Annotated in this window: 22 protein-coding genes; 6 read left to right on the forward strand and 16 right to left on the reverse strand. The window is 60.7% G+C overall.

The genetic code is table 11. The features are described from left to right. Positions 1-15 precede the first annotated feature (15 nt). Complete coding sequence (ilvD, locus tag QRN31_RS15390; RefSeq protein WP_285432868.1) at positions 16-1,857, forward strand: dihydroxy-acid dehydratase; 1,842 nt, start codon at positions 16-18, stop codon at positions 1,855-1,857. A gap of 105 nt (positions 1,858-1,962) precedes the next feature. On the opposite strand, the gene QRN31_RS15395 is transcribed toward ilvD, so the two are convergent. Together QRN31_RS15395 and QRN31_RS15400 are read right to left on the reverse strand one after the other, a co-directional pair. Continuing rightward, positions 1,963-3,177 carry an SGNH/GDSL hydrolase family protein gene (locus tag QRN31_RS15395; protein ID WP_285432870.1) on the reverse strand — a complete coding sequence of 405 codons (1,215 nt, stop codon included), beginning with the start codon at positions 3,175-3,177 and terminating at the stop codon, positions 1,963-1,965. A gap of 177 nt (positions 3,178-3,354) precedes the next feature. Continuing rightward, positions 3,355-4,422 carry an HAD family hydrolase gene (locus QRN31_RS15400; protein ID WP_285432871.1) on the reverse strand — a complete coding sequence of 356 codons (1,068 nt, stop codon included), beginning with the start codon at positions 4,420-4,422 and terminating at the stop codon, positions 3,355-3,357. Positions 4,423-4,677: 255 nt separating this feature from the next. Between QRN31_RS15400 and QRN31_RS15405 the strand changes: the two genes are divergently transcribed. Then, positions 4,678-6,069 (forward strand): L-cystine transporter, encoded by a 1,392-nt coding sequence (locus QRN31_RS15405; protein WP_285432873.1) that lies wholly within the window; start codon positions 4,678-4,680, stop codon positions 6,067-6,069. A 111-nt stretch (positions 6,070-6,180) separates the two neighbouring features. On the opposite strand, the gene QRN31_RS15410 is transcribed toward QRN31_RS15405, so the two are convergent. After that, complete coding sequence (locus tag QRN31_RS15410) at positions 6,181-6,693, reverse strand: dihydrofolate reductase (RefSeq protein ID WP_285432875.1); 513 nt, start codon at positions 6,691-6,693, stop codon at positions 6,181-6,183. An 85-nt stretch (positions 6,694-6,778) separates the two neighbouring features. Here QRN31_RS15410 and QRN31_RS15415 point away from each other — a divergent pair, with 85 nt between their 5' ends. Both QRN31_RS15415 and QRN31_RS15420 read left to right on the forward strand, forming a co-directional pair. Beyond that, entirely contained in the window at positions 6,779-8,158 is a 1,380-nt protein-coding gene (locus tag QRN31_RS15415) for a DUF2868 domain-containing protein (RefSeq protein WP_285432877.1), read from the forward strand. Continuing rightward, positions 8,151-9,527, forward strand: a complete 1,377-nt coding sequence (locus QRN31_RS15420) for a GTPase/DUF3482 domain-containing protein (protein WP_285432879.1) — start codon at positions 8,151-8,153, stop codon at positions 9,525-9,527. The genes QRN31_RS15415 and QRN31_RS15420 overlap by 8 nt, the downstream gene beginning before the upstream one ends. A gap of 226 nt (positions 9,528-9,753) precedes the next feature. Here QRN31_RS15420 and QRN31_RS15425 read toward each other — a convergent pair whose 3' ends face one another. The 8 genes from QRN31_RS15425 to QRN31_RS15460 form a co-directional block, all read right to left on the reverse strand. Next, positions 9,754-10,176, reverse strand: coding sequence for a hypothetical protein (locus QRN31_RS15425; RefSeq protein WP_285432881.1), 423 nt, complete (start codon positions 10,174-10,176; stop codon positions 9,754-9,756). Between the two features lie 85 nt (positions 10,177-10,261). Then, a complete protein-coding gene (locus QRN31_RS15430) occupies positions 10,262-10,828 on the reverse strand; it encodes a phosphonate degradation HD-domain oxygenase (RefSeq protein ID WP_285432883.1) in 567 nt (188 codons plus the stop codon). Continuing rightward, complete coding sequence (locus QRN31_RS15435) at positions 10,828-11,961, reverse strand: TIGR03364 family FAD-dependent oxidoreductase (protein ID WP_285432885.1); 1,134 nt, start codon at positions 11,959-11,961, stop codon at positions 10,828-10,830. The genes QRN31_RS15430 and QRN31_RS15435 overlap by 1 nt, the downstream gene beginning before the upstream one ends. A gap of 145 nt (positions 11,962-12,106) precedes the next feature. Further along, entirely contained in the window at positions 12,107-13,132 is a 1,026-nt protein-coding gene (locus QRN31_RS15440; RefSeq protein WP_285432887.1) for a putative 2-aminoethylphosphonate ABC transporter substrate-binding protein, read from the reverse strand. 38 nt (positions 13,133-13,170) lie between these two features. Beyond that, a complete protein-coding gene (locus QRN31_RS15445; RefSeq protein WP_285432889.1) occupies positions 13,171-14,895 on the reverse strand; it encodes a putative 2-aminoethylphosphonate ABC transporter permease subunit in 1,725 nt (574 codons plus the stop codon). Then, positions 14,895-15,971 (reverse strand): putative 2-aminoethylphosphonate ABC transporter ATP-binding protein, encoded by a 1,077-nt coding sequence (locus tag QRN31_RS15450; RefSeq protein WP_285432891.1) that lies wholly within the window; start codon positions 15,969-15,971, stop codon positions 14,895-14,897. The genes QRN31_RS15445 and QRN31_RS15450 overlap by 1 nt, the downstream gene beginning before the upstream one ends. Positions 15,972-16,195: 224 nt before the next feature. Further along, positions 16,196-17,059: a LysR family transcriptional regulator gene (locus tag QRN31_RS15455; protein WP_090178475.1), complete on the reverse strand. Its 864-nt coding sequence runs from the start codon at positions 17,057-17,059 to the stop codon at positions 16,196-16,198. 16 nt (positions 17,060-17,075) lie between these two features. Continuing rightward, positions 17,076-19,349, reverse strand: a complete 2,274-nt coding sequence (locus tag QRN31_RS15460; protein ID WP_285432893.1) for a heavy metal translocating P-type ATPase — start codon at positions 19,347-19,349, stop codon at positions 17,076-17,078. An 84-nt stretch (positions 19,350-19,433) separates the two neighbouring features. Here QRN31_RS15460 and cadR point away from each other — a divergent pair, with 84 nt between their 5' ends. After that, a complete protein-coding gene (gene cadR, locus QRN31_RS15465; protein ID WP_285432895.1) occupies positions 19,434-19,883 on the forward strand; it encodes a Cd(II)/Pb(II)-responsive transcriptional regulator in 450 nt (149 codons plus the stop codon). A 101-nt stretch (positions 19,884-19,984) separates the two neighbouring features. Here cadR and QRN31_RS15470 read toward each other — a convergent pair whose 3' ends face one another. The 3 genes from QRN31_RS15470 to QRN31_RS15480 form a co-directional block, all read right to left on the reverse strand. After that, on the reverse strand, positions 19,985-20,956 hold the full coding sequence (locus tag QRN31_RS15470; protein WP_222588884.1) for a thymidylate synthase: 972 nt from the start codon (positions 20,954-20,956) through the stop codon (positions 19,985-19,987). A gap of 47 nt (positions 20,957-21,003) precedes the next feature. Further along, positions 21,004-21,816, reverse strand: coding sequence for a prolipoprotein diacylglyceryl transferase (gene lgt / locus QRN31_RS15475; RefSeq protein WP_285432898.1), 813 nt, complete (start codon positions 21,814-21,816; stop codon positions 21,004-21,006). A gap of 83 nt (positions 21,817-21,899) precedes the next feature. Continuing rightward, complete coding sequence (locus tag QRN31_RS15480; protein WP_285432915.1) at positions 21,900-22,682, reverse strand: sulfite exporter TauE/SafE family protein; 783 nt, start codon at positions 22,680-22,682, stop codon at positions 21,900-21,902. Between the two features lie 124 nt (positions 22,683-22,806). Here QRN31_RS15480 and QRN31_RS15485 point away from each other — a divergent pair, with 124 nt between their 5' ends. Next, positions 22,807-23,553: an NRDE family protein gene (locus QRN31_RS15485; protein WP_285432917.1), complete on the forward strand. Its 747-nt coding sequence runs from the start codon at positions 22,807-22,809 to the stop codon at positions 23,551-23,553. A 130-nt stretch (positions 23,554-23,683) separates the two neighbouring features. Here QRN31_RS15485 and ptsP read toward each other — a convergent pair whose 3' ends face one another. Further along, positions 23,684-25,963, reverse strand: a complete 2,280-nt coding sequence (ptsP, locus tag QRN31_RS15490; protein ID WP_285432918.1) for a phosphoenolpyruvate--protein phosphotransferase — start codon at positions 25,961-25,963, stop codon at positions 23,684-23,686. Between the two features lie 22 nt (positions 25,964-25,985). Next, positions 25,986-26,465, reverse strand: a complete 480-nt coding sequence (locus tag QRN31_RS15495; protein ID WP_007945562.1) for an RNA pyrophosphohydrolase — start codon at positions 26,463-26,465, stop codon at positions 25,986-25,988. Positions 26,466-26,489: the final 24 nt, after the last annotated feature.

Below are 26,489 nucleotides of genomic sequence, written 5' to 3' on the forward strand. Positions count from 1 at the left end.
CGCCCGGAGTGCTTCATGCCTGATTACCGCTCGAAAACATCCACCCACGGCCGCAACATGGCCGGTGCCCGCGCACTTTGGCGCGCCACGGGGATGAAAGATGACGACTTCAAGAAGCCGATCATCGCCATTGCCAACTCCTTCACCCAGTTCGTACCGGGCCATGTCCACCTCAAGGACCTCGGTCAACTGGTTGCCCGCGAGATTGAACGCGCTGGCGGTGTCGCCAAGGAATTCAACACCATCGCCGTGGATGACGGCATCGCCATGGGCCACGACGGCATGCTGTATTCGCTGCCGAGCCGCGAGATCATCGCCGACTCCGTCGAGTACATGGTCAATGCCCACTGCGCCGACGCCATCGTCTGCATCTCCAACTGCGACAAGATCACCCCCGGCATGCTGATGGCCGCCCTGCGCCTGAACATCCCGGTGATCTTCGTTTCCGGCGGCCCGATGGAAGCCGGCAAGACCAAACTCGCCTCCCATGGCCTCGATCTGGTCGACGCCATGGTGATCGCCGCCGACTCCAGCGCGTCCGACGAGAAAGTCGCCGAGTACGAACGCAGCGCTTGCCCGACATGCGGTTCGTGCTCCGGCATGTTCACCGCCAACTCGATGAACTGCCTGGTTGAAGCCCTGGGCCTGGCATTGCCGGGCAACGGTTCGACCCTCGCCACCCACAGTGACCGCGAACAGCTGTTCCTGCAGGCCGGCCGCACCATCGTCGAGCTGTGCAAGCGTTACTACGGCGAGAACGACGAGTCGGTCTTGCCGCGCAACATCGCCAACTTCAAGGCTTTCGAAAACGCCATGACGCTGGACATCGCCATGGGCGGTTCCACCAACACCATCTTGCACTTGCTGGCTGCAGCCCAGGAAGCGGAGATCGATTTCGACCTGCGCGACATCGACCGTCTCTCCCGTCACGTGCCGCAACTGTGCAAAGTCGCGCCGAACATCCAGAAGTACCACATGGAAGACGTGCACCGTGCCGGCGGGATCTTCAGCATCCTCGGCTCGCTGGCCCGTGGCGGCTTGCTGCACACTGAACTGCCGACCGTGCACAGCAAGACCCTGGCCGAAGGCATTGCCAAGTGGGACATCACCCAGACCAACGACGAAGCGGTGCATCACTTCTTCAAGGCCGGTCCTGCGGGCATTCCGACGCAGACCGCGTTCAGCCAGTCGACCCGCTGGGAAACCCTGGATGACGACCGTGAAAACGGCTGCATCCGCAGTGTCGAACACGCTTATTCGAAAGAAGGCGGCCTGGCCGTTCTCTACGGCAACATCGCGCTGGACGGCTGTGTGGTTAAAACCGCCGGCGTCGACGAATCGATCCACGTCTTCGAAGGCAACGCGAAGATCTTCGAAAGCCAGGACAGCGCCGTACGCGGCATCCTCGCTGACGAAGTGAAGGCCGGCGACATCGTGATCATTCGTTACGAAGGCCCGAAAGGCGGCCCGGGCATGCAGGAAATGCTGTACCCGACGTCTTACCTGAAATCCAAAGGCCTGGGCAAAGCTTGCGCCCTGCTCACCGACGGCCGTTTCTCCGGCGGCACCTCAGGCCTGTCCATCGGCCACGCTTCTCCGGAAGCGGCGGCGGGCGGCGCGATTGGTCTGGTGCAGGACGGCGATAAAGTGCTGATCGACATTCCGAACCGCTCGATCAACCTGTTGATCAGCGACGAAGAGATGGCGGGACGCCGTGCCGAGCAGGACCAGAAAGGCTGGAAGCCAGTGGAAAAACGTCCGCGTAAAGTGACCACGGCACTGAAAGCCTACGCCCTGCTGGCGACCAGCGCCGACAAAGGTGCTGTGCGTAACAAGGCAATGCTCGACGGGCTGTAACCCTTAACCGTCGAACAAAAAAATACCCCGCACTTGGCGGGGTATTTTTTTTGCCGATCATTCCCCGCCAAGTGCGGGGCTTTTTTATGATGATGAGATCTCGCTTTAAGGCCCCAGCAGCAGGGATTGCAGATACTCGTAAAGTTCGCCGGCGCTTTTTTTATAACCTTCAGCATTCAGGTGAATCAGATCATTTTGAGCCAGATGCGCTGCCTGCCAGCGCTCAATTGAACAGGCGCCGCCCATGTAACCTTGCCAGTCCCAGAACAAGGCCGCGGCCTTCAGTGCTGCTTGTCTTTGAATTTGAATGATCTGAGCCAGTTTTGCCGGCTGGCGCCCGGCGCATGAGTCAGCGGACCGTTGTTTTATCGAGTCTGCTGGCCCGACCAGCAAGATCACGGTATCAGGCAAGGCGCGTCGCAACAGGGCAAGCTTTTCGCTCAGGTCAGCCTCATAAAGTGTCAGGTCCAGATCGTCATCAAATGCTTCATTACCCCCGTACGCGAGTACCAGCAAGTCCGGGCGCAAGGCTTGCAGCGTGCTTAGCCAGCCGTCTTGCCACTTGTCGAGAATCTTCAACATCGCACCATTAACACCTAGTGCAGAGTACGTGACGCCATTCTCCGTCAAAGACTCGATGTTCCAGCCTCCCAGTTCTACGTCCTGATTCGAGGCTATCATCAGGTCCATCGGCAGGTTTACGGGCTGGATAGCCGGGCTGAAACGCCACTGTCCAGATGTCGGCAACAACTCGACACTGGCAGAGCTCCCTCCAGCACTGGCGGTCAGTCGATTATCGGAGAGCGCACGGTACAGCGCCGAAATTCGATATACGCCGTCATTCGACGCGCGTGATTCGATATGTATCCCTGCCTTCGGGCCCACGGGTAGCGACAGATAACCTCCCAATGGAAACTCGTCGCTGTACTGATTGCGACTGGAAACCAGACGCCATTGCCCATCTACCGTCGACAAAACAATCTGATCGTAACGAGTACCTGGTACAGGCATCGCCGCGATGAAGCCTATGCCGCCGGCGCCGTATTGTTTCTGGAACAGGCGACGCATTTCGCCTGTGAACAAATCGGCAGCCGTGTGAGAGTCGCCCAGTTGCACAATACTGATCGACGTATTGCGCGAGGCCTTTAGTTTGCCCACCAGCTTACTCAAGTTCAGGGTCGCAGCCCCTTGAGGCACACCTGGTGAAATGACGTGATCATTACCCGGCATCAACTCAGCAGCCGCACTCGTGCAAAGCCAGCCAAATCCGCTCAGCGTGGCGATCATCCACGCGATAAAGACCCGGTGTAATCGTCCCATGCCCCGGTTCCTTCGGTCGTCGCCCGAGCGAACTGCCCAGCGCCATATCACCCAGTGATTAACCAATGAATATAGGCAGCAGACCGCTACTGCGCGTCGCTGTTGCGAACAAAAAAAGCCCCGCATTGGCGGGGCCTGTCGCGTCCACACACTGTGCGGGGGCGATTATCGTGGCCTTTATTGAATCTCTTCCGGCTTGACGATCACCCAGTTCTTGTCCGCCGTCACTGGCAACCCTTCCTTGGCTTGGGCTGCCGCGTTTTTGGCCATCATACCGTTCATCTGGGTCATGTATTTGTCTTTGCGGTTGACCCACAAGTGGATGCCGCCCTTGGCCACGTCAACACTGTGGAACAGCATGTAACCGTCGCTGCTCGGGGTATCGCCGCCGACCAATACCGGTTTTTTCCACTCGTCGATGTAGGTCAGGATGGCGGCTTGCTTGCCGGCCATCCAGGTAGCAGGTGTCCACAGGTACGGCGTCAGCTCCAGGCCCAGGTTGGCCTTCTCGTCATATTTGCCCGCGGTGATTTGCTTACGCGCGGTGGTCAGCTCGCCGGTCTTGCGATCCTTGAGCATCGTGCTCACGCCGATCACGTTCTGCGGTTTGACGTTGTAGCCGTACTTCGGATCGGCTGCGACCATGCGCACCAGTTCTTCGGAGGCGGCGGTCATCACGTAGACCTCGATGCCGTTCTCCATCAACTTGTTATAGAGCTCAGCCTGGCCGGTAAAGACTTTCGGCGGGTTGACGTCGAGGGTCTTGACCACATCGCCGTCGTAATACGTGGTGGGCACCGGCTTGCCGGAGGCCATCAACTCATCGACATACCCTTTGAGCTCGGTGAGGGTGAAGCCGGAGAACACTTGGGCGACCCATGGGTAACAGACCATGTCGTCGACTTCGCAGAGGCGATAGTAGTAGCTGAACAAGCTTTCCTTGTGGTCGGCGGTGTCTTTGAACGGGATCAGTTTCAGGGAGGGGTCGAGTTTCTCGCGGGTGATCAGGCCCTTGTTTTCCATGAACGGCAATAACGATTCTTCGAGGTCGTAGCGGTAACTGGTGTTGTCCATGTCAAACACCGCGAAATTACCTTTGTTGGCGTTGGCCGCAATCATCGCGTCCAGTGCCTTGGCCTGATCCGCAGGCCAATGCTTCAAATCCGTGGCGAAAGCCTGACCGGCGAGGCCAAGGCCAAAACTCAATCCCAACGCAGCAGCCAGAAATTTCGGTGCGAACTTCATCGGCATGATTCCCTTATTAAAAGATCCTGATGTAGAGGCATCGACGCTAACAAATAAGTGTGACAGTCCTCGTCTGTCAGCGACCGCTCACGTCCCTATTGCGCCAGCTGCATCCCTGAGAGCGACGCGTGCTTATTCCAAAAACGACGGATTACATACGTTTTTGATATTAATTCATTGCAAATCAAGCTGTTAGGCTTGCCGGTCGCAGTCACCCCGGAAGGTGACTGGCACATGCCCTATCGGAGCTTTCCCATGAATCTGCCGCTGATCCTCAATCTGCTGGTGTTCCTCGCCCTGCTCTTGGGCCTGGCGCAAACCCGTCACACGAACTGGAGCCTGGCGAAAAAAGTCCTGCTCGCACTCGCGTTGGGTGTGGTGTTTGGCGTTGCCCTGCACGGCGTTTACGGCGCTGGCAACCCGGTGCTGAAAGCCTCGATCGGCTGGTTCGATCTGGTGGGCAACGGTTATGTACAGTTGTTGCAAATGATCGTGATCCCGCTGGTGTTCGCCTCGATCCTCAGCGCCGTGGCGCGGCTGCACAACGCGTCGTCGCTGGGCAAGATCAGTTTCCTGACCATTGGCACCTTGTTGTTCACCACTGCCATCGCGGCGCTGATCGGCATCGGCTTGACCAACGTGTTCGGCCTGACCGCTGAAGGCCTGGTGGCCGGCACTCAGGAAATGGCCCGCCTGCAAACCATTCAGACCGACTACGCCGGCAAGGTGGCCGACCTGAATGTGCCGCAGCTGCTGCTGTCGTTCATTCCGCAAAACCCGTTTGCCGACCTCGCTCGCGCCAAGCCGACCTCGATCATCAGCGTGGTGATCTTCGCGGCGTTCCTCGGTGTCACCGCCTTGCAACTGTTGAAAGATGACGTGGAAAAAGGTCAGAAAGTGATCAACGCCATCGACACGCTGCAAGCCTGGGTGATGCGCCTGGTACGCCTGGTGATGAAGCTGACGCCTTACGGCGTATTGGCGTTGATGACCAAAGTGGTCGCCGGTTCCAACCTGCAAGACATCATCAAGCTTGGCAGTTTCGTGGTGGTTTCTTACATCGGCCTGGGCCTGATGTTTGTGGTCCATGGCCTGCTGGTGTCAGCGGCCGGGATCAATCCGCTGCGCTTCTTCCGCAAGATCTGGCCGGTACTGACCTTTGCCTTCACTAGCCGCTCAAGCGCGGCGACGATCCCGCTGAGCATCGAAGCGCAGACCAGTCGCTTGGGCATCCCGCAGTCCATCGCCAGTTTCGCCGCTTCGTTTGGTGCGACCATTGGCCAGAACGGTTGCGCCGGCTTGTACCCGGCCATGTTGGCGGTGATGGTGGCGCCGACCGTGGGCATCAATCCGCTGGACCCATTGTGGATCGCAACGCTGGTGGCGATTGTGACGCTGAGTTCGGCGGGCGTGGCGGGCGTGGGCGGTGGCGCGACCTTTGCGGCGCTGATCGTACTGCCGGCAATGGGCTTGCCGGTTTCATTGGTGGCATTGCTGATTTCGGTAGAGCCGCTGATTGATATGGGTCGCACGGCGTTGAACGTGAGCGGCTCAATCACGGCCGGGGCGATTACCAGCCAGATCATGCAGCAGACCGATAAAGAATTGCTGGATGCGGATGAGCATGCAGAGCTCGCTCACGCTTGACCGGTACTGATCGTTCCCACGCTCCCGCGTGGGAATGCCTCAAGGGACGCTCCGCGTCCAGTGACGCGGAGCGTCACGGGCTGCATTCCCACGCAGAGCGTGGGAACGATCTCAGGTGCGCTCCCACACCTCGAAGTTGTATGCCGGCTTGTCATCTACAGCTGGATTCGGTGTGTTGGACACCAACTTCCACGCCTTCAAATCAAACTCCGGAAACCACGCATCCCCTTCCGGGCTGAGGGCGACGCGCGTCAAATAAAGCCGATCCGCCTGAGCCAATCCCTGCGCATACAACTGCGCCCCGCCAATGAGCATCAACTCATCGACGCCCTGCTCCTTCGCCCAGGCTTCGGCGCGAACTACCGCGGCCTCCAGCGACGGATAAACCTCCGCGCCTTCCAGCACCAGATCCGCCTGACGGCTGACCACGATGTTCAAGCGGCCTGGCAGCGGACGACCGAGGGAATCCCAGGTCTTGCGACCCATGATGATCGGCTTGCCCAGGGTGGTGGCCTTGAAGTATTTGAAGTCCCCCGGCAAGTGCCAGGGCATGCTGTTGTCGACGCCGATCACACGGTTTTCACCGAGGGCTGCGATCAGGCTGAGGGGGAGTGATTTAGTCATGTCGGCGAGGATACCAGAGCCTCCCGTACCCCGATAAGCGCCACAGCGGTTATGCTCACAGCTCAATTGAGCAACGGAATGTCGCGTGACTGAACTGACGCCACTGCAAAACCTCTGGTTGACCGAAACCGTGCGCCTGCGTGAAGAACATGCCGGGCCCCTGGAGGATCTGGAAGCCAACCGACTGGCCCGCAGCGCTGGCGGCGACCTGCCGACACGGATTCAGCATCGGGCCCTGTGGCTGGCTGAACGCGACGGCCTGGCCGCAGCCCTCAAACACTGGTTGCAAGGCGCGCGACTGGCGCTGATCGCCCTGGCAGTGCTCGCTGTGGTCAGCGGCGCCGGCCTGGCGTTTGCCGCGCTGGGCGACGGGCAAACGCCGGTCAATGTGTTCTGGGCCTTGGGCAGTCTGCTCGGGCTGAACCTGATTCTTTTGTTGAGCTGGGCGCTGGGCCTGATGTTCGCTGGCGAACACGGCGACACCCTTGGGCGCTTGTGGTTATGGCTCAGCGAAAAACTCGCCCGCGACGCCAAAGCAGCGCAACTGGCGCCGGCCCTGCTCTTGTTATTACAACGCCAGAAACTCAATCGCTGGGCAATAGGCGTGCTGGTCAACAGCCTGTGGTCGCTGGCGATGCTCAGCGCCCTGGCGATTCTGCTGACGTTGATGGCGACCCGGCGCTACGGTTTCGTCTGGGAAACTACCCTGCTCAGCGCCGACACCTTCGTGGCCATGACCCAAGCCCTCGGCACTCTGCCTTCCATGCTCGGTTTCAACGTCCCGACGGTGGAAATGATCCGCGCCAGCGGCGACACCGCGCTCAATATAGAAAGTGCCCGCCAGGCCTGGGCCACATGGCTGGTCGGTGTGCTGGTGGTTTACGGTGTGTTGCCGCGCCTGCTGCTCGCGCTGTTTTGCCTGTGGCGCTGGATAACCGGGCAAGCCGCCTTGCGCCTGGACCTGAACCTGCCCGGCTATGCCCAATTGCGTGAACGCCTGATGCCCACCAGCGAACGCCTGGGCATCAGCGATGCCGCGCCGGACAACCTTCATCAGATCGAAAGCAGCGCCCGCGAACTGCACAGCGATGGCGCGCTGCTAGTGGCCATCGAGCTGGACAATCAACGCCCGTGGCCGCCGAAACTGCCCAAAAACGTGAACAACGCCGGCATTCTCGACAGTCGTGAATCTCGCCACAAACTCCTCGAACAGCTGAGTCGCTTCCCGCCCGAGCGGTTAGCCATCGCCTGTGATCCACGGCGTTCGCCGGACCGTGGCAGCCTGGCGCTCATTGCCGAACTGGCGCGCAACGCGGCCGCGACGCGAGTCTGGTTGCTGCAAGCGCCCGATGGTGAAGCGCTGGATTCCGAACGTTTGGGCGACTGGCACGTGGCATTGCAACAGCTGAATTTGCCTTTCGCCGACTGTGCGCCGATGAATTGGCTGGAGAGCGGCCATGACTAATCCGTGGAAAGCGCCGTTGAAGCTCGCCGTGGTCGGCCACACCAATGTCGGCAAAACCTCATTGCTGCGCACGTTGACCCGGGATGTCGGGTTCGGCGAAGTGTCCCATCGCCCCAGCACCACGCGCCATGTCGAAGGCGCACGGTTGTCGGTGGACGGCGAGCCCTTGCTCGACCTCTTCGACACGCCGGGCCTGGAGGACGCGATCGCCCTGCTCGACTACCTCGAACGCCTGGAACGTCCCGGCGAACGCCTCGACGGCCCGGCACGCTTGGCGCGTTTCCTTGACGGCAGCGAAGCGCGGCAACGGTTCGAACAGGAAGCCAAGGTGCTGCGACAACTGCTCACCTGCGACGCCGGTCTCTACGTGATCGATGCCCGGGAGCCGGTGCTGGCCAAGTACCGCGACGAACTGGAAGTGTTGGCCAGTTGCGGCAAACCGTTGCTGCCGGTGCTGAATTTCGTGAGCAGTGCCAACCACCGCGAGCCGGACTGGCGTGAAGCGCTCGCGCGTCTGGGCCTGCACGCCTTGGTGCGTTTCGACAGCGTGGCACCGCCAGAAGATGGCGAACGTCGCCTCTATGAAAGCCTCGCGCTGCTGCTGGAAGGTTCACGGGAACAACTGGAGCGCTTGATCGCCGATCAACAGGCCCAGCGCCTGGCCCGGCAGCAAAGTGCGGCGCGACTGATTGCCGAATTATTGATCGATTGCGCGGCGTGCCGGCGTAGTGTGGTCAGCGATGCCGAGCAAGAACAACACGCCATCAGCGAATTGCGCAAAGCCGTTCGACAACGGGAACAACGCTGCGTCGAAGCGCTGCTCAAGCTGTACGGCTTTCGTCAACAGGACGCCGCGGCCAGCGACCTGCCACTGCTCGATGGCCGTTGGGGCGATGACTTGTTCAACCCCGAAACCCTCAAGCAGCTGGGCGTTCGGGTCGGCGGAGGCATCGCGGCCGGTGCGGCAGCCGGCGCTGGCGTCGATTTGCTGGTGGGTGGCCTGACCCTCGGCGCGGCAGCCTTGGCCGGCGCGATTGCTGGCGGCGCCCTGCAAACCGCACGCAGTTATGGCAGTCGGTTGATGGGCAAGATCAAGGGCCAGCGGGAGCTGACCGTTGACGACAGCGTGTTGCGCCTGTTGGCGTTGCGTCAGCGACAGCTTTTGCAGGCACTGAACGCGCGCGGCCATGCCGCGATGGACAGCATCAAGCTCGCCACGCCCCAGGACAAGACCTGGCGCGAAGGCAAGTTGCCCGAAGCGCTGAACAAGGCCCGGGCACATCCGCAGTGGTCGTCGCTGAACAAGCCGTCCAGGTTAAGCCAGGCTGAACGGCAGGAGCAAATCGAGGTGTTGGCGCAACAGCTCTGAGCCTGATTGTGGGAATGAAGCCCGTGACGCTCCGCGTCACTGGACGCAGAGCGTCCCTTGAGGCATTCCCACGCAGAGCGTGGGAACGATCAACCTTGGTGACTGTGGTGTTTGGACTGGCCCCATCGCGAGCAGGCTCGCTCCCACATTAGAACTACGAGCGACGCAAACCCCCTGTGGGAGCGAGCTTGCTCGCGATGGCCGTGACTCGGTATCGAGAGGAACATTACCAGCCGAGCTTCAAAAACTCTCGCGCCAACGACCTGACCCGATGGCGATCGGTGCGATTCGCACGCCCGTCATTGTCGACATCCGAGCTCAACATCAGCTCGAAATCCCCATCGTTATCAAGATCACGAGCCGCTGCCTTGTAGGCAATCGTCGGTCCTTCATGAAAATGCAGTCGTACAGCTTCCGGCGTACCGTCTCCGGTCGTGTTTTCAGCAAAGATCCGCAAATGCCGCTCTTCACTTTCCCCGGCGTTGAACCAGGCACATTTCAAATACGTTTTGCCGAAGGCCTTGAGCCGGTGACGATCAGTCTCCGTTGCCTCGCGCAGTACGTGTTCATCTTCGTGAAACCGAAAATGAAGCGTGTCTGCCTGGCCTTTCCCGCTTACATCCTGTGCGATCACTTTCAAATAACGCATCCATGCGCTCCTGTTCGAAACGTCCAGACTGAGCCCTTGTTGCAGGCGGCTCCATCAACCGTTTCCCTATCCGGTGTGAGACAACTCAGCGCGCCTCGCCAGACAACAGCATGACGGCCTTGCGCTTCAAGATCTCAAGATCAATCACCGGCACCCACATCTCCTTGGCCCGTTCATCCCACTGGCGCATCCGCAGACTGACGGCACACAACGGATCTTTCTCGAACGCCTCGGCCTCGGATTCGGTCATCACTCCACCCTGATATGCCAGCGTGCGGCGACTGGCTTCACTCAAGCGCTCGTAGTACCCGGGCTCCCTGAGTGTCAGATAACGCTTGGCTTGCACGTGATATTCCACCAGCCGCGCCAAGCGTTCACTGAATCCTGCTCGACGCAGGTAATCGGCGCCAAGACGCTCGTGACTGACCACGCCGAAGCCTTCCATGCTCTCGGCGCTCTCGGTGCAGATATGCCCGATGTCGTGGAAAAACGCGGCCAGCACCACTTCATCATCGAAGCCTTCGGCCATCGCCAGTTCGGCGGCCTGGGACATGTGCTCGAGCTGCGACACCGGTTCACCGATGTAATCACTGTCGCCAAAGCGCTCGTACAGTCCGAAGACGTCGGCGATTATTTGTTCATGACGCGCCATCAACCTTCCCCCAACAACTGTGCAATGTTGCGATCAGCCATCGCCGGCCCGACGCTCATGCCGACACCGGTGTGCATCAGCGCCACGCTCACACCCGGCAGCGGACGCAAAAACGAGAACGGTCCCGGGCCCCGTGAACCATAGACGCCCTGCCAGCGCTCGACCACTTGCACCTTGCAGCCCAATGTCTGCTCGGCCAGTTCAAGCAACCAGTTGTCCACTTGCTCGGCATTGAACGGTGACGGATCACTGCCGTAGTGGTGGGAGTCGCCGATGATCAGCTCACCGTGAGGCGTCGGGCTGATCAGCAGGTGGATGCCGTGTTCATGCAGGTGAGGTTCGTCTCGCAAGATGTTTGCCTGCACGGCCGCCGCTTCCGGCAGATCGGCGAAGGCGCCGTAGTGCACGCAACTCAAACCGGTGAGCAACGCGTGTTGCAGATTGAGGTTAATTTTCGGACGGGCCCGGAGCATTTGCAGGCGGCAGATTTGTGGATTGAGCTCGGCGATCGGGTCGGCCAGCAAGGTCTGATAATCGTGGCCGGAGCAGACGATAATCTGCTCGGCGCTGAAGCTGCCGGCGGTGCTGTGCAGGCAGCCCGGCTCGATGTCGCGCACCAGTGTGGAAAAGTGAAACTCGACGCCGAGTTCGCGGCGCAGGAAGTCGATCAGTGCCGGAATCGCTTCGCGCGAATACAGCTGCTGATCGTCCATGCCGTGCAACGCCGCGCGGTGATGGCTGAACTGGCCGCCGTACAAATCGCGCAGCGCGGCACCGCGCAGCAGTTCGACGTTGTAGCTGTGCTCCACGGCGCGGCCATTGCAAAACGCTTGCAGCAGGTGTTCCTCGGCTTCGGTTCGGGCGAACAGGTATGAGCCATTGCGCTTGAGTTGCAGGCCCGCGAGTTGTGCCCATTGGCCCCAGATCTCACGGCTGGCCTTGGCCAGTTCGAGCATAACGCCCGGAGGTTGGCCGGTGACGAGTGCCTGGCCGAAGTTGCGAACCGAGGCGCCCAAGGGTGTCTCGCTGCGCTCGAAAACGCTGACTTTGAGGCCGCGTCTGGCGGCGGCGTAAGCGTGGGACAGGCCCAGGATGCCGGCACCGACGATCAACATGTCGTTGTGTTGTGTCATGGAGTTTTGCCTTGAATTCAAGACCGCTATCGCGAGCAGGCTCGCTCCCACACTTGATTGGGGATAACCCCAAATCTCCATCCGCTGGAGATCCACTGTGGGAGCGGGCTTGCCCGCGATGGGGCCCTGTCAGCCGATGAAGAGCTTACTTGGCGACTACTTTCTCGGACTTGCCGTCATAGCGCTTGCGCCACTCGGTCAGGATCTCGTCGCGGTTTTTCGAGGCCCAGGCAAAGTCGTTCTTGATCAGGCGCTGCTCATAGTCGGCCGGCAATTCGGTCTGCGGCTTGGCAATGCCTGGCTGCGCGAGGACGGCGAAGTTCTCTTTGTAAAGCTCCATCGCCGCCGGGCTGGCCGAGAAGTCAGCGAGTTTTTTCGCGGCGTCTTCATGGGGGGTGCCCTTGATCACAGCCGTTGCTTCGATCTCCCAACCCAGGCCTTCTTTCGGCAGGATGATGTCCAGCGGCGCGCCTTGGCGCTTGAGCTGAACGGCCGGGTATTCAAAGGAAATGCCAATCGGGAATTCACCCGCCGCTGCCAGTTTGCAAGGCTTGGAACCGGAGTGAACGTATTGGCCGATGTTCTGGTGAAGACCGTCCATGTACGCCCAGCCCTGCTTCTCGCCGAAGGTTTGCAGCCAAGCGCTGACGTCGAGGAAACCGGTGCCGGACGAGGCCGGGTTGGGCATGACGATCTTGCCTTTGTACTCAGGCTTGGTCAGGTCCTGCCAACTGACCGGTTTGCTCAGGCCCTGCTTCTCGGCTTCGACCGTGTTGAAGCAGATGGTGGCGGCCCAGACGTCCATCCCGACCCAGGCCGGCGGATTGGCGGCATCGCGGTAGTTGCCGCCGATCTTGCCGAGGTCCTTCGGCGCGTAGCTTTGCAGCATGCCTTGCTGGTCGAGAATCGCCAGGCTCGACGCGGCCAGGCCCCAGACGGCGTCGGCTTGTGGGCGGGCTTTCTCGGCCAGTAGCTTGGCGGTGATGATCCCCGTGGAATCGCGTACCCACTTGATCTCGACGTCAGGGTTGGCCTTTTCGAAGGCATCCTTGTAGGTCTTCAGTTGTTCGGCTTCGAGGGCGGTGTACACCGTCAACTCGGTTTTCGCCGCGAAGGCGTTCAGGCTGAAAGCGGTGAGGACAGCAGCGGCCAGGGCCAGGGGCTTGAACATGATCTTTTCCTGTTTTTGAGTTGAGGGGGTGTACGGAATCAATGACCGGGCGCGGTCTGCCGCCAGGCCTGGGAGCGACGCAGCAAACCGCGCGATGCCCAGGCCAGCAGCAAGGACACGCCCGCCGAGGTGAAGAGAATCAGGGTCGACATCGCCGCCGCGCCGCCGACGTTGCCGGCGTCGTCCATGTTCAGCACCGCCACCGCCGCGAGGATGGTGTCGGGGCTGTAGAGAAAGATCGCCGCCGAGACGGTGGTCATGGCCGAGACGAACAGGTAGCGCACGATGTCCAGCAGCGCTGGCAGGCAGATCGGCACGGTGACGCGCAGGTAATGCCGATACAGCGGCGCCTTGAGCGAAAGCGCGGCGGCTTCGAACTCGGCATCGAGTTGACGTAGCGCGGTGGTGGCTGTCATTTGCGCGGTGGTCAAATAATGCGCAATGGTGCAGACCACCAGTAGCGTCATGGTTCCGTAGAGCACATGCAGCGGGTTGCTGTTGAGGTTGAAGAAGAAGACGTAACCCAGGCCCAGCACCAGACCCGGCACTGCCATCGGTACGAAACTGAGCATGCGCAGCGCCAGGTTCAGCCCGCGCTGGCCCTTGGTTTTTTCCATCAGGTAGGCGCCGGTAAAGATCAGCACGCTGCCGATCAACGCCGTGCACACGGCCATCTTCACGCTGTTGCCGTAGGCCAGCCAACCGCCGCCCGCCGTGTCGTTGAACTGGTAATGGTTGAGCGACAGCGACAGGTTGTACGGCCAGAATTTCACCAGCGAAGAAAACACCGCCATGCCGAACACCAGCAGCAACACCGCGCAGATCAGCAGCACGATGGCCAGGTAGCAACCGTCGCGCAGCTTCGACGGTGCCGGTTGGAAGACTTGCGCCCGGCCGCTCATGGCGTCGCCATGACGCCGGCGCAACCACGCATCGACCCCGAAACTGAACAGTGCCGGCAGCAACAAGACCATGCCGATCAACGCGCCGCGACCAAACTGTTGTTGGCCGACCACGGCTTTGTAGGCTTCCAGCGCCAGGACTTGATAGTCACCACCGACCACCACGGGCACGCCGAAGTCGGTGATGGTCAGGGTGAACACCAGACAGAATGCGGCGAACACGGCCTGACGGGTGGCCGGCCAAGTGATGCTGCGAAAGGCTTTGGCCGGGCTGGCGCCCATGCTTGAGGCAGCATCGAACAGTCGCGCATCCGCCAGGGACAACGCCGACAGCAAAATCATCAAGGCGTGTGGGAAGGTGTAGATCACTTCACCGAGCACAATGCCCCAGAACCCGTAGATGTTGTCCGAGAGCAAACCGCGCAACAGGCCCTGATTACCGAACAGATACACCAGCGCAATGCCCGGCAACATCGACGGCGCCATCAACGGCAATAGCGACATGCCGCGCCAGATGCCCTTGCCGGGGATCAATGTGCGTTGCAGCGCGTAGGCAAACAGGTACGCCAGCGGTACGACGATGGCTGCGACACTGAGGGAAACTTTCAGGCTGTTGCCGAGCAACCAGTGGAAGTTCGCACTGGTCACCAGCTCACGGGCGGCGACCATGCCTCCGCCCTGCCCGGCTTCGGAACTGAAGCCGCGCCAGAAGATCGCCAGCAACGGCATCAACACCGCAACGCCCAGCAGCACCAGCAACAGCACCTTGCCGCCGACCACGAACACCCGGTCGCCAATCTCGGCACGGGAGGTCTGCCGAACCTGCTTGTGCGGTATCGGCAGCGCGATGTTCGCGCTCATCAGGCAAACACCTGCAGGCTGCGTGGCGGCAAGGCGACCATGATCTGCTGCGCGCCCAGACGCGGCATGTCTTGCGGCGCCAATTCCGCCAGCAGTGCATGGCCTGGCAATTGATCGAGCTCGAAGCTCATGCGGCAGCGGTTACCGAGGAACGTAATTTCGCGAACCTTGGCCGGGAACAGGTTCTCTTCATGCACCGGCGGGTTGACGTTGATGGCTTCCGGACGGCAGAACAAACGGCCCGACGCGGTTTTGGCGCTGCCATCGGCCAGGCGCATGTTCATCCCGCCGACCTGTGCATGGCTGTCGCTGCTGCGCCGGAAAGGTAACCAGTTGCCCTGACCCACGAACTCAGCCACAAACGGTGTGGCCGGACGATCATAAATTTCCTGTGGCGTGGCGTATTGCTCGACCTTGCCGTTGTTCATCACGGCGATGCGGTCGGCCATCAGCATGGCCTCGTCCTGATTGTGAGTGACCATCAGGGTGGTGACGCCGAGGTTGCGTTGCAGTTGGCGCAGTTCGGTGCACAGGTGCTCGCGGACCCGGGCGTCGAGGGCGGACATCGGTTCGTCCAGCAGCAACAAGGACGGTGCCGGCGCCAAGGCGCGGGCCAGTGCAACTCGCTGCTGTTGGCCGCCGGACAATTGGCCCGGGTATTTTTTCTCACTGCCGATCAGGCCGACCAGTTCCAGCATTTGACCGACACGCTGACGCACTTCATCGCGACCACTGCCGGCAAGGCCGTAGGCAATGTTCGCTTCGACGGTGAGATTGGGGAACAGCGCGTAGGACTGGAACAGAATGCCGTAGTCACGGGCTTGCGGCGCCAGGTGGGAAACGTCGCGATCACCGAGGTACAACTCGCCGCTGTCCTGTTTTTCCAGACCGGCGATGCACCGCAGCAACGTGGTTTTGCCGCAGCCCGACGGGCCGAGCAGGCACACCAGTTCACCGGCCGCCACGTCGAGGGAAACGTTATCCAGCGCGGTGAACGCGCCAAAGCGTTTCTGCACGCCACGCACCTTCATCGGGGCGCCGGGGTTGGTCAAGGCAGTTGCGATCGAGTGGTTCATGGACAGGCCTCATCAAGCAGATGAAGGCCATCCTAGGGATGTAATGCGTCCGTCATGTGGCAGTGAGGCAAAAACGGCTGATAGTGGTATTCAGGGATTTGGGTTCAGGTCAGGTGGCGCCTGAACTGACGCCATCGCGAGCAAGCTCGCTCCCACAGGGGAACGCATTTCAAAATGTGGGAGCGAGCTTGCTCGCGATGAGGCCAGACAAGGCAACCGAGATATCAGGCAGGCGCCATTTCCTGCGCCACCCCGAGAAACGCCGCTGGCAACCGCGCGCCTTTTCGTTCCTTGAGGCAATACAGATACTCAGGAATCTGCGGCGCATTCTCGAGGGTCAGCACGCGCAATTGCGGGTCGTGAGGCACTTCCTGCCGGGCGATGATGCTGATGCCGATGTTGCGCAGCACCGCTTCACGAATCGATTCACGGCTGCCAATCTCCAGCAGTGGCCCGAAACTCACGCCTGCATTGGCCAGCAATTCCTCGGTCAGGCGCCGGGTGGTGGAGCCCGGCTCCCTCATCAACAACGTGTGCCCGGCCAACGCACTGAGCGGCACATGGTCATGCACCGCCAGCGGATGATTGCGATGCACCGCCAGCACCAGCGGATCACTGCCGAGCACCCGACGAATCAAGCGCGCATCGTCGAGCAATTGCGAAGACGCCGCGACGTCCACGCGGTATTCCTCCAGCGCTTCGAGCACTTGCTGGGAGTTGCCGATTTCCACCGACACTTCCACGTGCGGCAAACGCTCGCGGAAGGTCTTCACCAGATCGAGGATGTAATACGGCGCGGTGGCAGCGATACGTAGCGTGCCCTGGACCTGGCCGCTGTTGCGCAGGAAAAACTCGATGTCGGCTTCCTGTTGCAACAGCGCCTTGACCATCGGCAGCAGCCGCGCGCCTTCGTCGCTGACGCTGAGGCGGCGGCCGCCCCGGTAGAACAGCTCAACCGAGTACTGGCTTTCCAGGTTGCGGATCTGCGTTGTCACGGTGGGTTGGCTCAGACCAAGCTTTTTCGCCGCCAAAGTGATGCTGCCCAGGCGGGCCACCATGTAAAACGCCTTCAGCTCGGCACTCAGCACACCCTTCCCCCATCGTTTATTTGCGCAACAGGCGCAAACCGTTGAACACCACCAACAGGCTCACGCCCATGTCGGCGAACACCGCCATCCACATGGTGGCAATCCCGGCGAAGGTTACCCCAAGAAAGATCACCTTGATGATCAACGCGAGGGCAATGTTCTGTTTGAGGATGCTCGAGGTTTGCCGCGACAGGCGGATGAACGTCGGAATCTTGCGCAGATCATCGTCCATCAGGGCGACATCAGCAGTCTCGATGGCGGTATCGGTGCCCGCGGCAGCCATGGCAAAACCAATCTCGGCCCGGGCCAGCGCTGGCGCATCGTTGATGCCATCGCCGACCATACCGACGTGGTGACCTTGGGCATAAAGCGCTTCGATGGCTTGCAGTTTGTCAGCCGGCAGCAGATCGCCTCTGGCCACATCAATGCCCACTTGCTCGGCAATCGCCTGCGCGGTGTGGACGTTGTCGCCGGTCAGCATCAGGGTTTTGATGCCCAAGTCGTGCAGTTGCCGGATCGCCTCGCGGCTGGACTCCTTCACAGTGTCGGCCACGGCGAACAGCGCCAGCGGGCCAGACTTGTCGAGCAACAACACCACGGACTTGCCCTGTTTCTCCAGCGCAAACAGCTTTTCTTCCAGCGCGGGTGAGCACAGGTTCAGTTCTTCTACCAAGCGGTGGTTGCCGAGGTGGTAGACCTGGCCGTTGATCTCGCCCCGTACACCACGCCCGGCCAGAGCCTCGAAGTTATCCACAACGAGCGGCATGGACTGTTTATCCACAGCCGCGTTGGCGATGGCCAACGACACCGGGTGATCCGAGCGACCGGCCAACGCAGCGGCAATCGCCGGGGCGGTTTCCTCGGCGGTCGGATCAAGTGACAGGTAATCGGTCTGCACCGGTTTGCCGTGGGTGATCGTGCCGGTCTTGTCCAAGGCCAGGTAATCGAGCTTGTAACCGCCCTCCAGATAGACGCCGCCCTTGACCAGAATGCCTTTACGCGCCGCCGCGGCGAGGCCGCTGACGATGGTCACCGGCGTGGAAATCACCAGTGCACATGGGCAGGCGACCACCAGCAACACCAGCGCCCGGTAGATCCAGTCGAACCAGAGGGCGCCCATGAACAACGGCGGGATGACCGCGACAGCCAAGGCCAGGATGAACACCGACGGGGTGTAGATTTTCGAGAACTGATCGACGAAGCGTTGGGTCGGTGCCCGCGCGCCTTGGGCCTGCTCCACCGCGTGGATGATCCGCGCCAGGGTCGAGTTATTGGCCGCAGCGGTCACGGTGTATTCCAATGAACCCGACTGGTTGATGGTGCCCGCGAAGACTTTGTCACCGACGGTTTTCTCCACCGGCAGGCTTTCGCCGGTGATCGGCGCCTGATCGATGGTTGAACTGCCCGACACCACTTCGCCATCCAGGCCAACCCGCTCGCCGGGACGCACTCGCACCCGCGCCCCCAGCTCGATGGTTTTGACGTCTTGAGCGATCCAATTCCCGTCGGCCTGCAGCACCGTGGCCTGTTCCGGCGCCATTTGCATCAGGCCGCCAATGGCGTTGCGTGCCCGGTCCAGCGATTTGGCTTCGATCAACTCGGCCACGGTGAACAGGAACATCACCATCGCCGCTTCGGGCCATTGGCCGATCAGGATCGCACCGGTCACCGCGATGCTCATCAATGCGTTGATGTTCAGGTTGAGGTTCTTGAGCGCGATCCAACCCTTTTTGTAAGTGGTCAGGCCGCCACTGAGGATCGAGATCAGCGCGATGATTGCTACGACCCAGGTCGGCGCCGCGTTAGTGAAGTGGATAACTTCAGCGGCGAGCGCAGCGACACCGGACAGCGCCAGGGGCCACCAGTGTTTTTTCTCAGGAATGGGTGCCGGCGTTTCGGTGCCCTGATCCATCGGCTCGGCGATCATGCCCAGCGACTTGATCGCCTCGATGATTGGCGCCGTGGTCGGCAGGTCGTGGGTGACGCCCAATACCCGGTTGATCAGGTTGAATTCCAGTTGCTGCACACCCGAGAGCTTGCCCAGTTTGTTCTGGATCAGCGTCTGTTCGGTCGGACAGTCCATCGCGTCGATGCGAAAACTGCTCAGCCGCGCGCCGGCGGTCGGGGTTTCGCTCAGCAAGACCCGCGACGGTGCTGCCACTTTGGCTGAACAGCAGGCGTCCCCGTGGCCGCCGTGCTCGTGCTTTTGCACAGGCTGCAGCTTGTGGCTGTGATCGTGATCGTGATCGTGATCAGCCTCGGATTTGTGGGTGTGAAGGGAATCGCTCATTGGTCGCGTCCATAAAGGTGCCTGTTGCCAAGTAAAGACCCTGTAGCCACTATAGGGTCAAGCAACCATTTGGAGATTGTCGCGATGAAGATTGGAGAACTGGCCAAACTGACCGACTGCGCTGTCGAAACCATCCGCTATTACGAGCGTGAAAACCTGCTGCCGGAGCCGGCCCGCAGCGATGGCAACTACCGCGTCTACACCCAGGCCCACGCCGAGCGCCTGACCTTTATCCGCAATTGCCGCACCCTCGACATGACGCTCGAGGAAATCCGCAGCCTGCTGGCCCTGCGCGACAGCCCGCAGGATCAGTGCGAAAACGTCAACGCTTTGATCGACGAACACATTCATCACGTCAAGTTGCGGATCGACGGGCTGCTGGCATTGCAGGCGCAATTGCTCGACCTGCGCCAACGCTGTGGCGAAGGGCCGGACATCGATCAATGCGGGATTTTGCAGCGGCTGGAGGTGAGCGGCGGGGTTGTATCGACGGAAGTGGAGCACTCCCATGTAGGCCGCAGCCACGGGCACTAAAACACCGCATGATCGTTCCCACGCTCTGCGTCACAGTGGACGCGGAGCGTCCATGGCGGCATTCCCACGCAGAGCGTGGGAACGATCATCGCGTCAGAGCTTTAGACCGCCATCGGCGCGGTCATTGGCGCGTGGTGCTGATAACCCTCAAGCGAGAAATCGCCCGGTTCGATCAACTCCAGCCACTCCGGCTGATAAACACCGGTCTTGGCGAATTCCGGCACACGATCACTGATCACCAGTTTCGGCATCGGGAACGGCTCACGCTTGAGCTGTTCGTTGAGCATGTCCAAGTGGTTTTCGTAAACGTGGGCATCACCGATGAAATAGGTGAACCAGCGCGGCGTGTAACCGGTCAGGCGACCGATCAGGCTCAGCAGCGCAGCGCCTTCGGTGAGGTTGAACGGCGTGCCAAGGCCCAGGTCGTTGGAGCGGATGTAGAGCGTCAAAGAGATCTCTTTGGTCTCGACATTCGGGTGGAACTGGTAGAGCAAGTGGCACGGCGGCAGGGCCATTTCATCGAGCTGCGCAACGTTCCAGCCGTGGAACAGGATGCGCCGGCTGCCCGGGTCCTTGATGATGGTGTCGACGCACTGGCGAATCTGGTCGATGGCCTTGTACAGCACCACATAGGCCTGACCGTTTTCTTCGCCTTCAGCGATCTGACGATAACCCTGGCTCAGGGTCTGCTCGATGGCGGCTTTATTGCTGACCGGGATCTGTTTGTACGCCGGCCATTTGCGCCATTGCACGCCGTAGATCTCGCCGAGGTCATCCTCGCCCTGACGGAACGGGTTGGCCAGCCACTGGGCGTTTTCGTTGGCGTTCTGATCCCAGACCTTGCAGCCCAGCGCACGGAATTCGGCGGCGTTGTTCACCCCACGCAGGAAACCACACATCTCGCCGATGGCCGACTTGAAGGCCATTTTGCGGGTGGTGATCGCCGGGAAACCTTCCTTAAGGTCATAGCGCAGCATCGCGCCGGGGAAGCTGATGGTGTTTACGCCAGTGCGGTTGGCCTGCTTGGTGCCGTTCTTGATGACGTGGGCGACCAGTTCGAGATATTGCTTCATGAGTTACCTGTGTCCTTGAACCCGGGGCCAACGCCCCGGGATCGAATTTATACTGCCGCCGCTGGGGCCGCCGGTGCGCGGTGATAGGCCAGCCAGATCAGGAACAGCCCGCCGACGATCATCGGAACGCAGAGCACCTGGCCCATGGTCAGCCAGTTCCAGGCCAGATAGCCCAGTTGCGCATCAGGCACGCGGACGAATTCGACGATGAAACGGAAGATGCCGTAAAACAGCGCGAACATCCCGGACACGGCCATGGTTGGTCGCGGCTTGCGCGAGAACAGCCAGAGGATAAGGAACAGCGCCACACCTTCCAGTGCGAATTGATACAACTGCGACGGGTGACGCGGCAACTGCGCCGGATCGCTGAACGGCGGGAAGATCATCGCCCACGGCACATCGGTCGGTTTGCCCCACAACTCGGCATTGATGAAGTTGCCGATACGCCCGGCGCCCAGGCCAATCGGCACCATCGGCGCGACAAAGTCCATCAGCTGGAAGAACGACTTGCCGTTCTTTCTCCCGAACCACAACGCTGCCAGCATCACGCCGATAAACCCGCCATGGAACGACATGCCGCCCTTCCACACTTCAAAAATCAGTGTCGGGTTGGCGAGATAAGCGTGCAGATCGTAGAACAGCACATAACCGAGGCGGCCGCCGACAATGACGCCCATCGACATCCAGAAGACCATGTCGGAAAGCTTTTCCTTGGTCCAGGTCGGGTCGAAGCGGTTGAGCCGGCGTGACGCCAGCAGCCACGCACCGCCAATGCCGATCAGGTACATCAGACCGTACCAGTGGATTTTCAGCGGACCGATGGCCAGGGCCACCGGGTCGATCTGCGGGTAAGGCAGCATTGCGACTCCTTGTTAGAGTTGAAACCTTCAAAATTCCCGGGCGACGCTGTCACGCCAGGATTAAGCCAGGATTGCGGTAGACGTCAGAGCAGAAAGTTCAGGCCCACGCAGAACAGCAAAACGGCGAACAGTCTTTTCAGCAACTTCGGCGACAGCCTGTGGGCCAGTCGCGCGCCAATGCGGGCGAAGAACATGCTGGTCAGGGCAATCCCCAACAACGCCGGCAAATAAATGAAACCGAGACTATGGGCCGGCAGCAATGGATCGTGCCACCCAAGAATCATGAAACTTAACGCACTGGCCAGGGCAATCGGCAGCCCGCAGGCCGATGACGTCGCCACGGCTTGCTGCATCGGCACGCTACGCCAGGTCAGGAACGGCACGGTCAGCGAGCCGCCGCCAATGCCGAAAATCGCCGAGGCCCAGCCAATCACACTGCCGGCCACGGTCAGACCCACTTTACCCGGCACCGTTCGGCTGGCCTTGGGTTTGACATCCAGGGCCAGTTGCGCGGCGATGATCAAGGCGAACACGCCGATGATCTTTTGCAGGTTCGGGCCGGAGATAGCTTGCGCCGTCAGCGCGCCGAAACCGGCACCAATCAGAATACCGACGGTCAGCCAGACAAAAATCGGCCAGCGCACGGCGCCGCGACGATGGTGTTCGCGCACCGCATTGACCGATGTAAAGATAATCGTGGCCAGGGACGTACCAACCGCCAGGTGGGTCAGGATCGATGGATCGAAGCCTTGCAAGGTAAAACTGAACACCAGCACCGGGACAATAATGATCCCGCCGCCAACCCCGAACAGCCCGGCCAGCACACCTGCACAGGCGCCCAGCGCCAGATAGAGCAGAAATTCCATGGCCGTATCCCAAAATTAGTGACGCATGGTAACGGATGCGGGGGCTAAGGCTCCACTGTGTAAGGCGATGGATCGATGAGCGATGTCTGCGTAGAGTGAGCAAAAAACACACAAGGACCACCTTATGTGCCTGATTGTTTTCGCCTGGCGACCGAGTCATGCCCAACCGCTGATCGTCGCGGCCAACCGCGACGAGTTCTATGCCCGTCCCAGCCTGCCGCTGGCGCAATGGCCGCATGCGCCTCATGTCTATGCTGGTCGCGACCTGGAGGCTGGCGGCACTTGGCTCGGCATCGGCGCCAATGGACGCTTCGCGGCGCTGACCAATATTCGCGATCCGCACCAACCGCCGTCACGCAAATCGCGGGGTGAGCTGGTGGCGGGTTTTCTGTTGGGTGACCTGTCGATTGATGACTACTTAAACGACGTTGTCAGGCGTTCGTTGGAATACGCCGGATTTAACCTGCTGATCGGCAACTCCAATGAGTTGTGGCACTTCAATGCCCGGGAGACTGAGGCGGTGATGCTGCCACCGGGCGTCTATGGGTTGTCGAACGCCGGTCTGGATACGCCCTGGCCAAAACTGCTCAGGGCGCGAGCGGCGCTGGAGACAGCGCTGGAAGATCCGCAGCCCCAGGCTTTGTTGGCCTTGCTGAATGATCCGCAGACAGCGCCCTATGCCGATTTGCCGGATACCGGGGTGGGTTTGGCGACTGAGACGTTGTTGTCGAGTGTGTTTATTGCCAGTCCAACTTATGGGACGCGGGCGAGTACGGCGTTAATTGTTCAGGCGGACGGGACGCGGCATATGGTCGAAAGAAGCTTCGGGCCGTACGGCGGGCACTTGGGGGAAGTGGAGATCAGGGTTTAGATCGTTGGTGACTGGACTGGCCCCATCGCGAGCAAGCTCGCTCTCACATTGGTCTCTGGTGTTCACAAATAATGTGTTCACTGAAGATCGATGTGGGAGCGAGCTTGCTCGCGATGGGGCCATCAGCCTTTTAAAGGGGTTTGACCAACGCCGGATTGATCATCCGCGCCAACCCGAGGTTCTTCAGCGCCAGTTGCAGCGAGCTGTGGATAACTTGCGGGTTGTCGATGGTCATCAGCTCCGCCAGCAATTCCTTGGCCTTGCTCAGATTGATCTGACGCAGCATCCACTTCACTTTCGGCAAGTTGGTGGCGTTCATCGACAGGCTGTCGAAACCCATCGCCATCAACAGCACGGCAGCTGCCGGGTCACCGGCCATCTCACCGCAGATACTCACCGGCTTGCCTTCGGCGTGGGCATCGCGCACCACGTTCTGCAACGCCTGAAGCACTGCCGGGTGCAGGTAATCGTAGAGGTCGGCCACTCGCGGGTTGTTGCGGTCCACGGCCAGCAAATACTGGGTGAGGTCGTTGGAACCCACGGACAGGAAGTCCACTTGCCGCGCCAGTTCCTTGGTCTGGTACACCGCCGCCGGAATCTCGATCATCACCCCAATCGGCGGCATCGGCACGTCGGTGCCTTCGTCGCGGACTTCGCCCCAGGCCCGGTGAATCAGGTGCAGGGCTTCTTCGAGTTCGTGAGTGCCGGAGATCATCGGCAGCAGAATCCGCAGGTTGTTCAGGCCTTCGCTGGCCTTGAGCATCGCGCGGGTCTGGACCAGGAAGATCTCCGGGTGGTCGAGGGTGACGCGAATGCCGCGCCAGCCGAGGAACGGGTTGTCTTCCTTGATCGGGAAGTATGACAGCGCCTTGTCACCGCCGATGTCCAGGCTGCGCATGGTCACCGGTTGCGGGTGGAAAGCGGCGAGCTGCTCGCGATAAATCGCCAACTGCTCCTTTTCGCTGGGGAACCGCTGGTTGATCATGAACGGCACTTCGGTGCGGTACAGACCGACGCCTTCGGCACCGCGCTTCTGCGCCCGCGCCACGTCCGCCAGCAGGCCGGTGTTGACCCACAGCGGCATGCGGTGGCCATCGAGGGTCACGCACGGCAGGTCGCGCAGGGTGTCGAGACCGAGCGCCAGTTGTTTCTCTTCTTCCACCACCTCGGCGAATTGCTTGCGCAACACTTCGCTTGGGTTGGTATAGACCTCGCCGCGGGTGCCATCGACGATCAATTCGATCCCATCGACCTTGGCGTACGGCAGGTCGACCAGACCCATCACCGTCGGGATGCCCATCGCCCGGGCGAGTATCGCGACGTGGGAGTTACCCGAGCCGAGGACCGAGACGAGACCGACCAGCGTGCCTTCCGGCACCTCGCCGAGCATTGCCGGCGTCAGCTCTTCGCTGACCAGAATGGTTTTTTCCGGGTAAACCAGATTCTGCTGACGCTCTTCCTGCAGATACGCCAGCAAACGCCGGCCAAGATCCTTGACGTCCGAGGCGCGCTCACGCAGGTAGGCGTCGTCCATCAATTCGAAACGGTTGACGTGCTCAGTGACCACTTGGCGCAACGCACCCTGGGCCCACTGGCCAGTCCTGATCACGGTCGTGACTTCGTTGCCCAGCGCGGCATCGTCGAGCATCATCAAATAGACGTCGAACAAGGCCTGCTCTTCGGGACGCAGCTGCGAGGCCAATTTGGCCGACAACGCTCGCATGTCGGCGCGTACGCCTTCGATGGCGGTCTTGAACAACGCCAGTTCGGCGTCGATGTCGGCAATGGTCTTGTCCGGCACCACGTCCAGATCGGCCGGCGGCAGCATGACCACCGCAGTACCGACCGCCGCACCCGGCGAACCCGGTACGCCGATGAACTTGGCTTCCTGGATGCCTTTGCCCTGACGGCCCAGGCCACGGATCGAACCGGTGGCCTCGGCGTGCGCAATTACACCGGCGAGCTGCGCGCTCATGGTCACGAGGAAGGCTTCTTCACCTTCATCGAACTGGCGGCGTTCCTTTTGCTGAATGACCAACACGCCGACGACGCGGCGGTGGTGAATAATCGGCGCCCCGAGGAAGGAAGCGTAGCGCTCTTCACCGGTCTCGGCGAAGTAACGGTAGCGCGGGTGATCCGCGGCATTTTCGAGGTTCAGGGGTTCTTCACGCGTGCCGACCAGGCCGACCAGACCTTCGTTGGGTGCCATGCTGACTTTGCCGATCGAGCGCTTGTTCAAGCCCTCGGTGGCCATCAGCACGAAGCGGTTGGTCTCAGGGTCAAGCAGGTAGACCGAGCAGACCTGGCTGCCCATGGCCTCTTTGACGCGCAATACAATAATGCCCAACGCCGCCTTGAGATCCTTGGCGGAGTTAACTTCCTGGACGATCTTGCGCAGCGTATTGAGCATGGCTCGGGGTCGAACTCCGTCGTCAGTCGCGCGTTAAAAGGCGCGGGGCAAGCTCTTTGAGAGCGCGTCGATACACCTCGCGCTTGAATGTCACCACCTGGCCCAACGGATACCAATAGCTGACCCAGCGCCAGCCATCGAATTCCGGTTTACCGGTCAAATCCATCCGCACCCGCTGCTCGTTGGAGATCAGGCGCAGGAGAAACCATTTCTGTTTCTGGCCGATGCACAACGGTTGGCTGTGCGTCCTGACCAGACGTTGCGGCAAACGATAGCGCAACCAGCCCCGGGTGCAGGCGAGAATTTCAACATCTTCTCGTTCAAGCCCCACTTCTTCGTTCAACTCGCGGTACAAGGCGTCTTCTGGCGTCTCCTGAGGGTTGATTCCACCCTGTGGAAACTGCCAGGCATCTTGATTGATACGGCGAGCCCATAGCACCTGTCCGGCATCATTCGTGAGAATGATCCCGACATTGGGGCGGAAACCATCGGGGTCGATCACGGCAACAACCTCGCAAACGCATGT

Origin of the sequence: Pseudomonas sp. fls2-241-R2A-110 (assembly GCF_030209165.1) — a bacterium.
GTDB lineage: Bacteria > Pseudomonadota > Gammaproteobacteria > Pseudomonadales > Pseudomonadaceae > Aquipseudomonas.

Excerpts from the sequence above, each read along its gene's own strand:
- ilvD (WP_285432868.1), top strand. The coding sequence starts at position 16 with ATGCCTGATTACCGCTCGAAAACATCCACCCACGGCCGCAACATGGCC.
- QRN31_RS15395 (WP_285432870.1), bottom strand. The coding sequence starts at position 3,177 with ATGGGACGATTACACCGGGTCTTTATCGCGTGGATGATCGCCACGCTG.
- QRN31_RS15400 (WP_285432871.1), bottom strand. The coding sequence starts at position 4,422 with ATGAAGTTCGCACCGAAATTTCTGGCTGCTGCGTTGGGATTGAGTTTT.
- QRN31_RS15405 (WP_285432873.1), top strand. The coding sequence starts at position 4,678 with ATGAATCTGCCGCTGATCCTCAATCTGCTGGTGTTCCTCGCCCTGCTC.
- QRN31_RS15410 (WP_285432875.1), bottom strand. The coding sequence starts at position 6,693 with ATGACTAAATCACTCCCCCTCAGCCTGATCGCAGCCCTCGGTGAAAAC.
- QRN31_RS15420 (WP_285432879.1), top strand. The coding sequence starts at position 8,151 with ATGACTAATCCGTGGAAAGCGCCGTTGAAGCTCGCCGTGGTCGGCCAC.
- QRN31_RS15425 (WP_285432881.1), bottom strand. The coding sequence starts at position 10,176 with ATGCGTTATTTGAAAGTGATCGCACAGGATGTAAGCGGGAAAGGCCAG.
- QRN31_RS15430 (WP_285432883.1), bottom strand. The coding sequence starts at position 10,828 with ATGGCGCGTCATGAACAAATAATCGCCGACGTCTTCGGACTGTACGAG.
- QRN31_RS15435 (WP_285432885.1), bottom strand. The coding sequence starts at position 11,961 with ATGACACAACACAACGACATGTTGATCGTCGGTGCCGGCATCCTGGGC.
- QRN31_RS15440 (WP_285432887.1), bottom strand. The coding sequence starts at position 13,132 with ATGTTCAAGCCCCTGGCCCTGGCCGCTGCTGTCCTCACCGCTTTCAGC.
- QRN31_RS15445 (WP_285432889.1), bottom strand. The coding sequence starts at position 14,895 with ATGAGCGCGAACATCGCGCTGCCGATACCGCACAAGCAGGTTCGGCAG.
- QRN31_RS15450 (WP_285432891.1), bottom strand. The coding sequence starts at position 15,971 with ATGAACCACTCGATCGCAACTGCCTTGACCAACCCCGGCGCCCCGATG.
- QRN31_RS15460 (WP_285432893.1), bottom strand. The coding sequence starts at position 19,349 with ATGAGCGATTCCCTTCACACCCACAAATCCGAGGCTGATCACGATCAC.
- cadR (WP_285432895.1), top strand. The coding sequence starts at position 19,434 with ATGAAGATTGGAGAACTGGCCAAACTGACCGACTGCGCTGTCGAAACC.
- QRN31_RS15470 (WP_222588884.1), bottom strand. The coding sequence starts at position 20,956 with ATGAAGCAATATCTCGAACTGGTCGCCCACGTCATCAAGAACGGCACC.
- lgt (WP_285432898.1), bottom strand. The coding sequence starts at position 21,816 with ATGCTGCCTTACCCGCAGATCGACCCGGTGGCCCTGGCCATCGGTCCG.
- QRN31_RS15480 (WP_285432915.1), bottom strand. The coding sequence starts at position 22,682 with ATGGAATTTCTGCTCTATCTGGCGCTGGGCGCCTGTGCAGGTGTGCTG.
- QRN31_RS15485 (WP_285432917.1), top strand. The coding sequence starts at position 22,807 with ATGTGCCTGATTGTTTTCGCCTGGCGACCGAGTCATGCCCAACCGCTG.
- ptsP (WP_285432918.1), bottom strand. The coding sequence starts at position 25,963 with ATGCTCAATACGCTGCGCAAGATCGTCCAGGAAGTTAACTCCGCCAAG.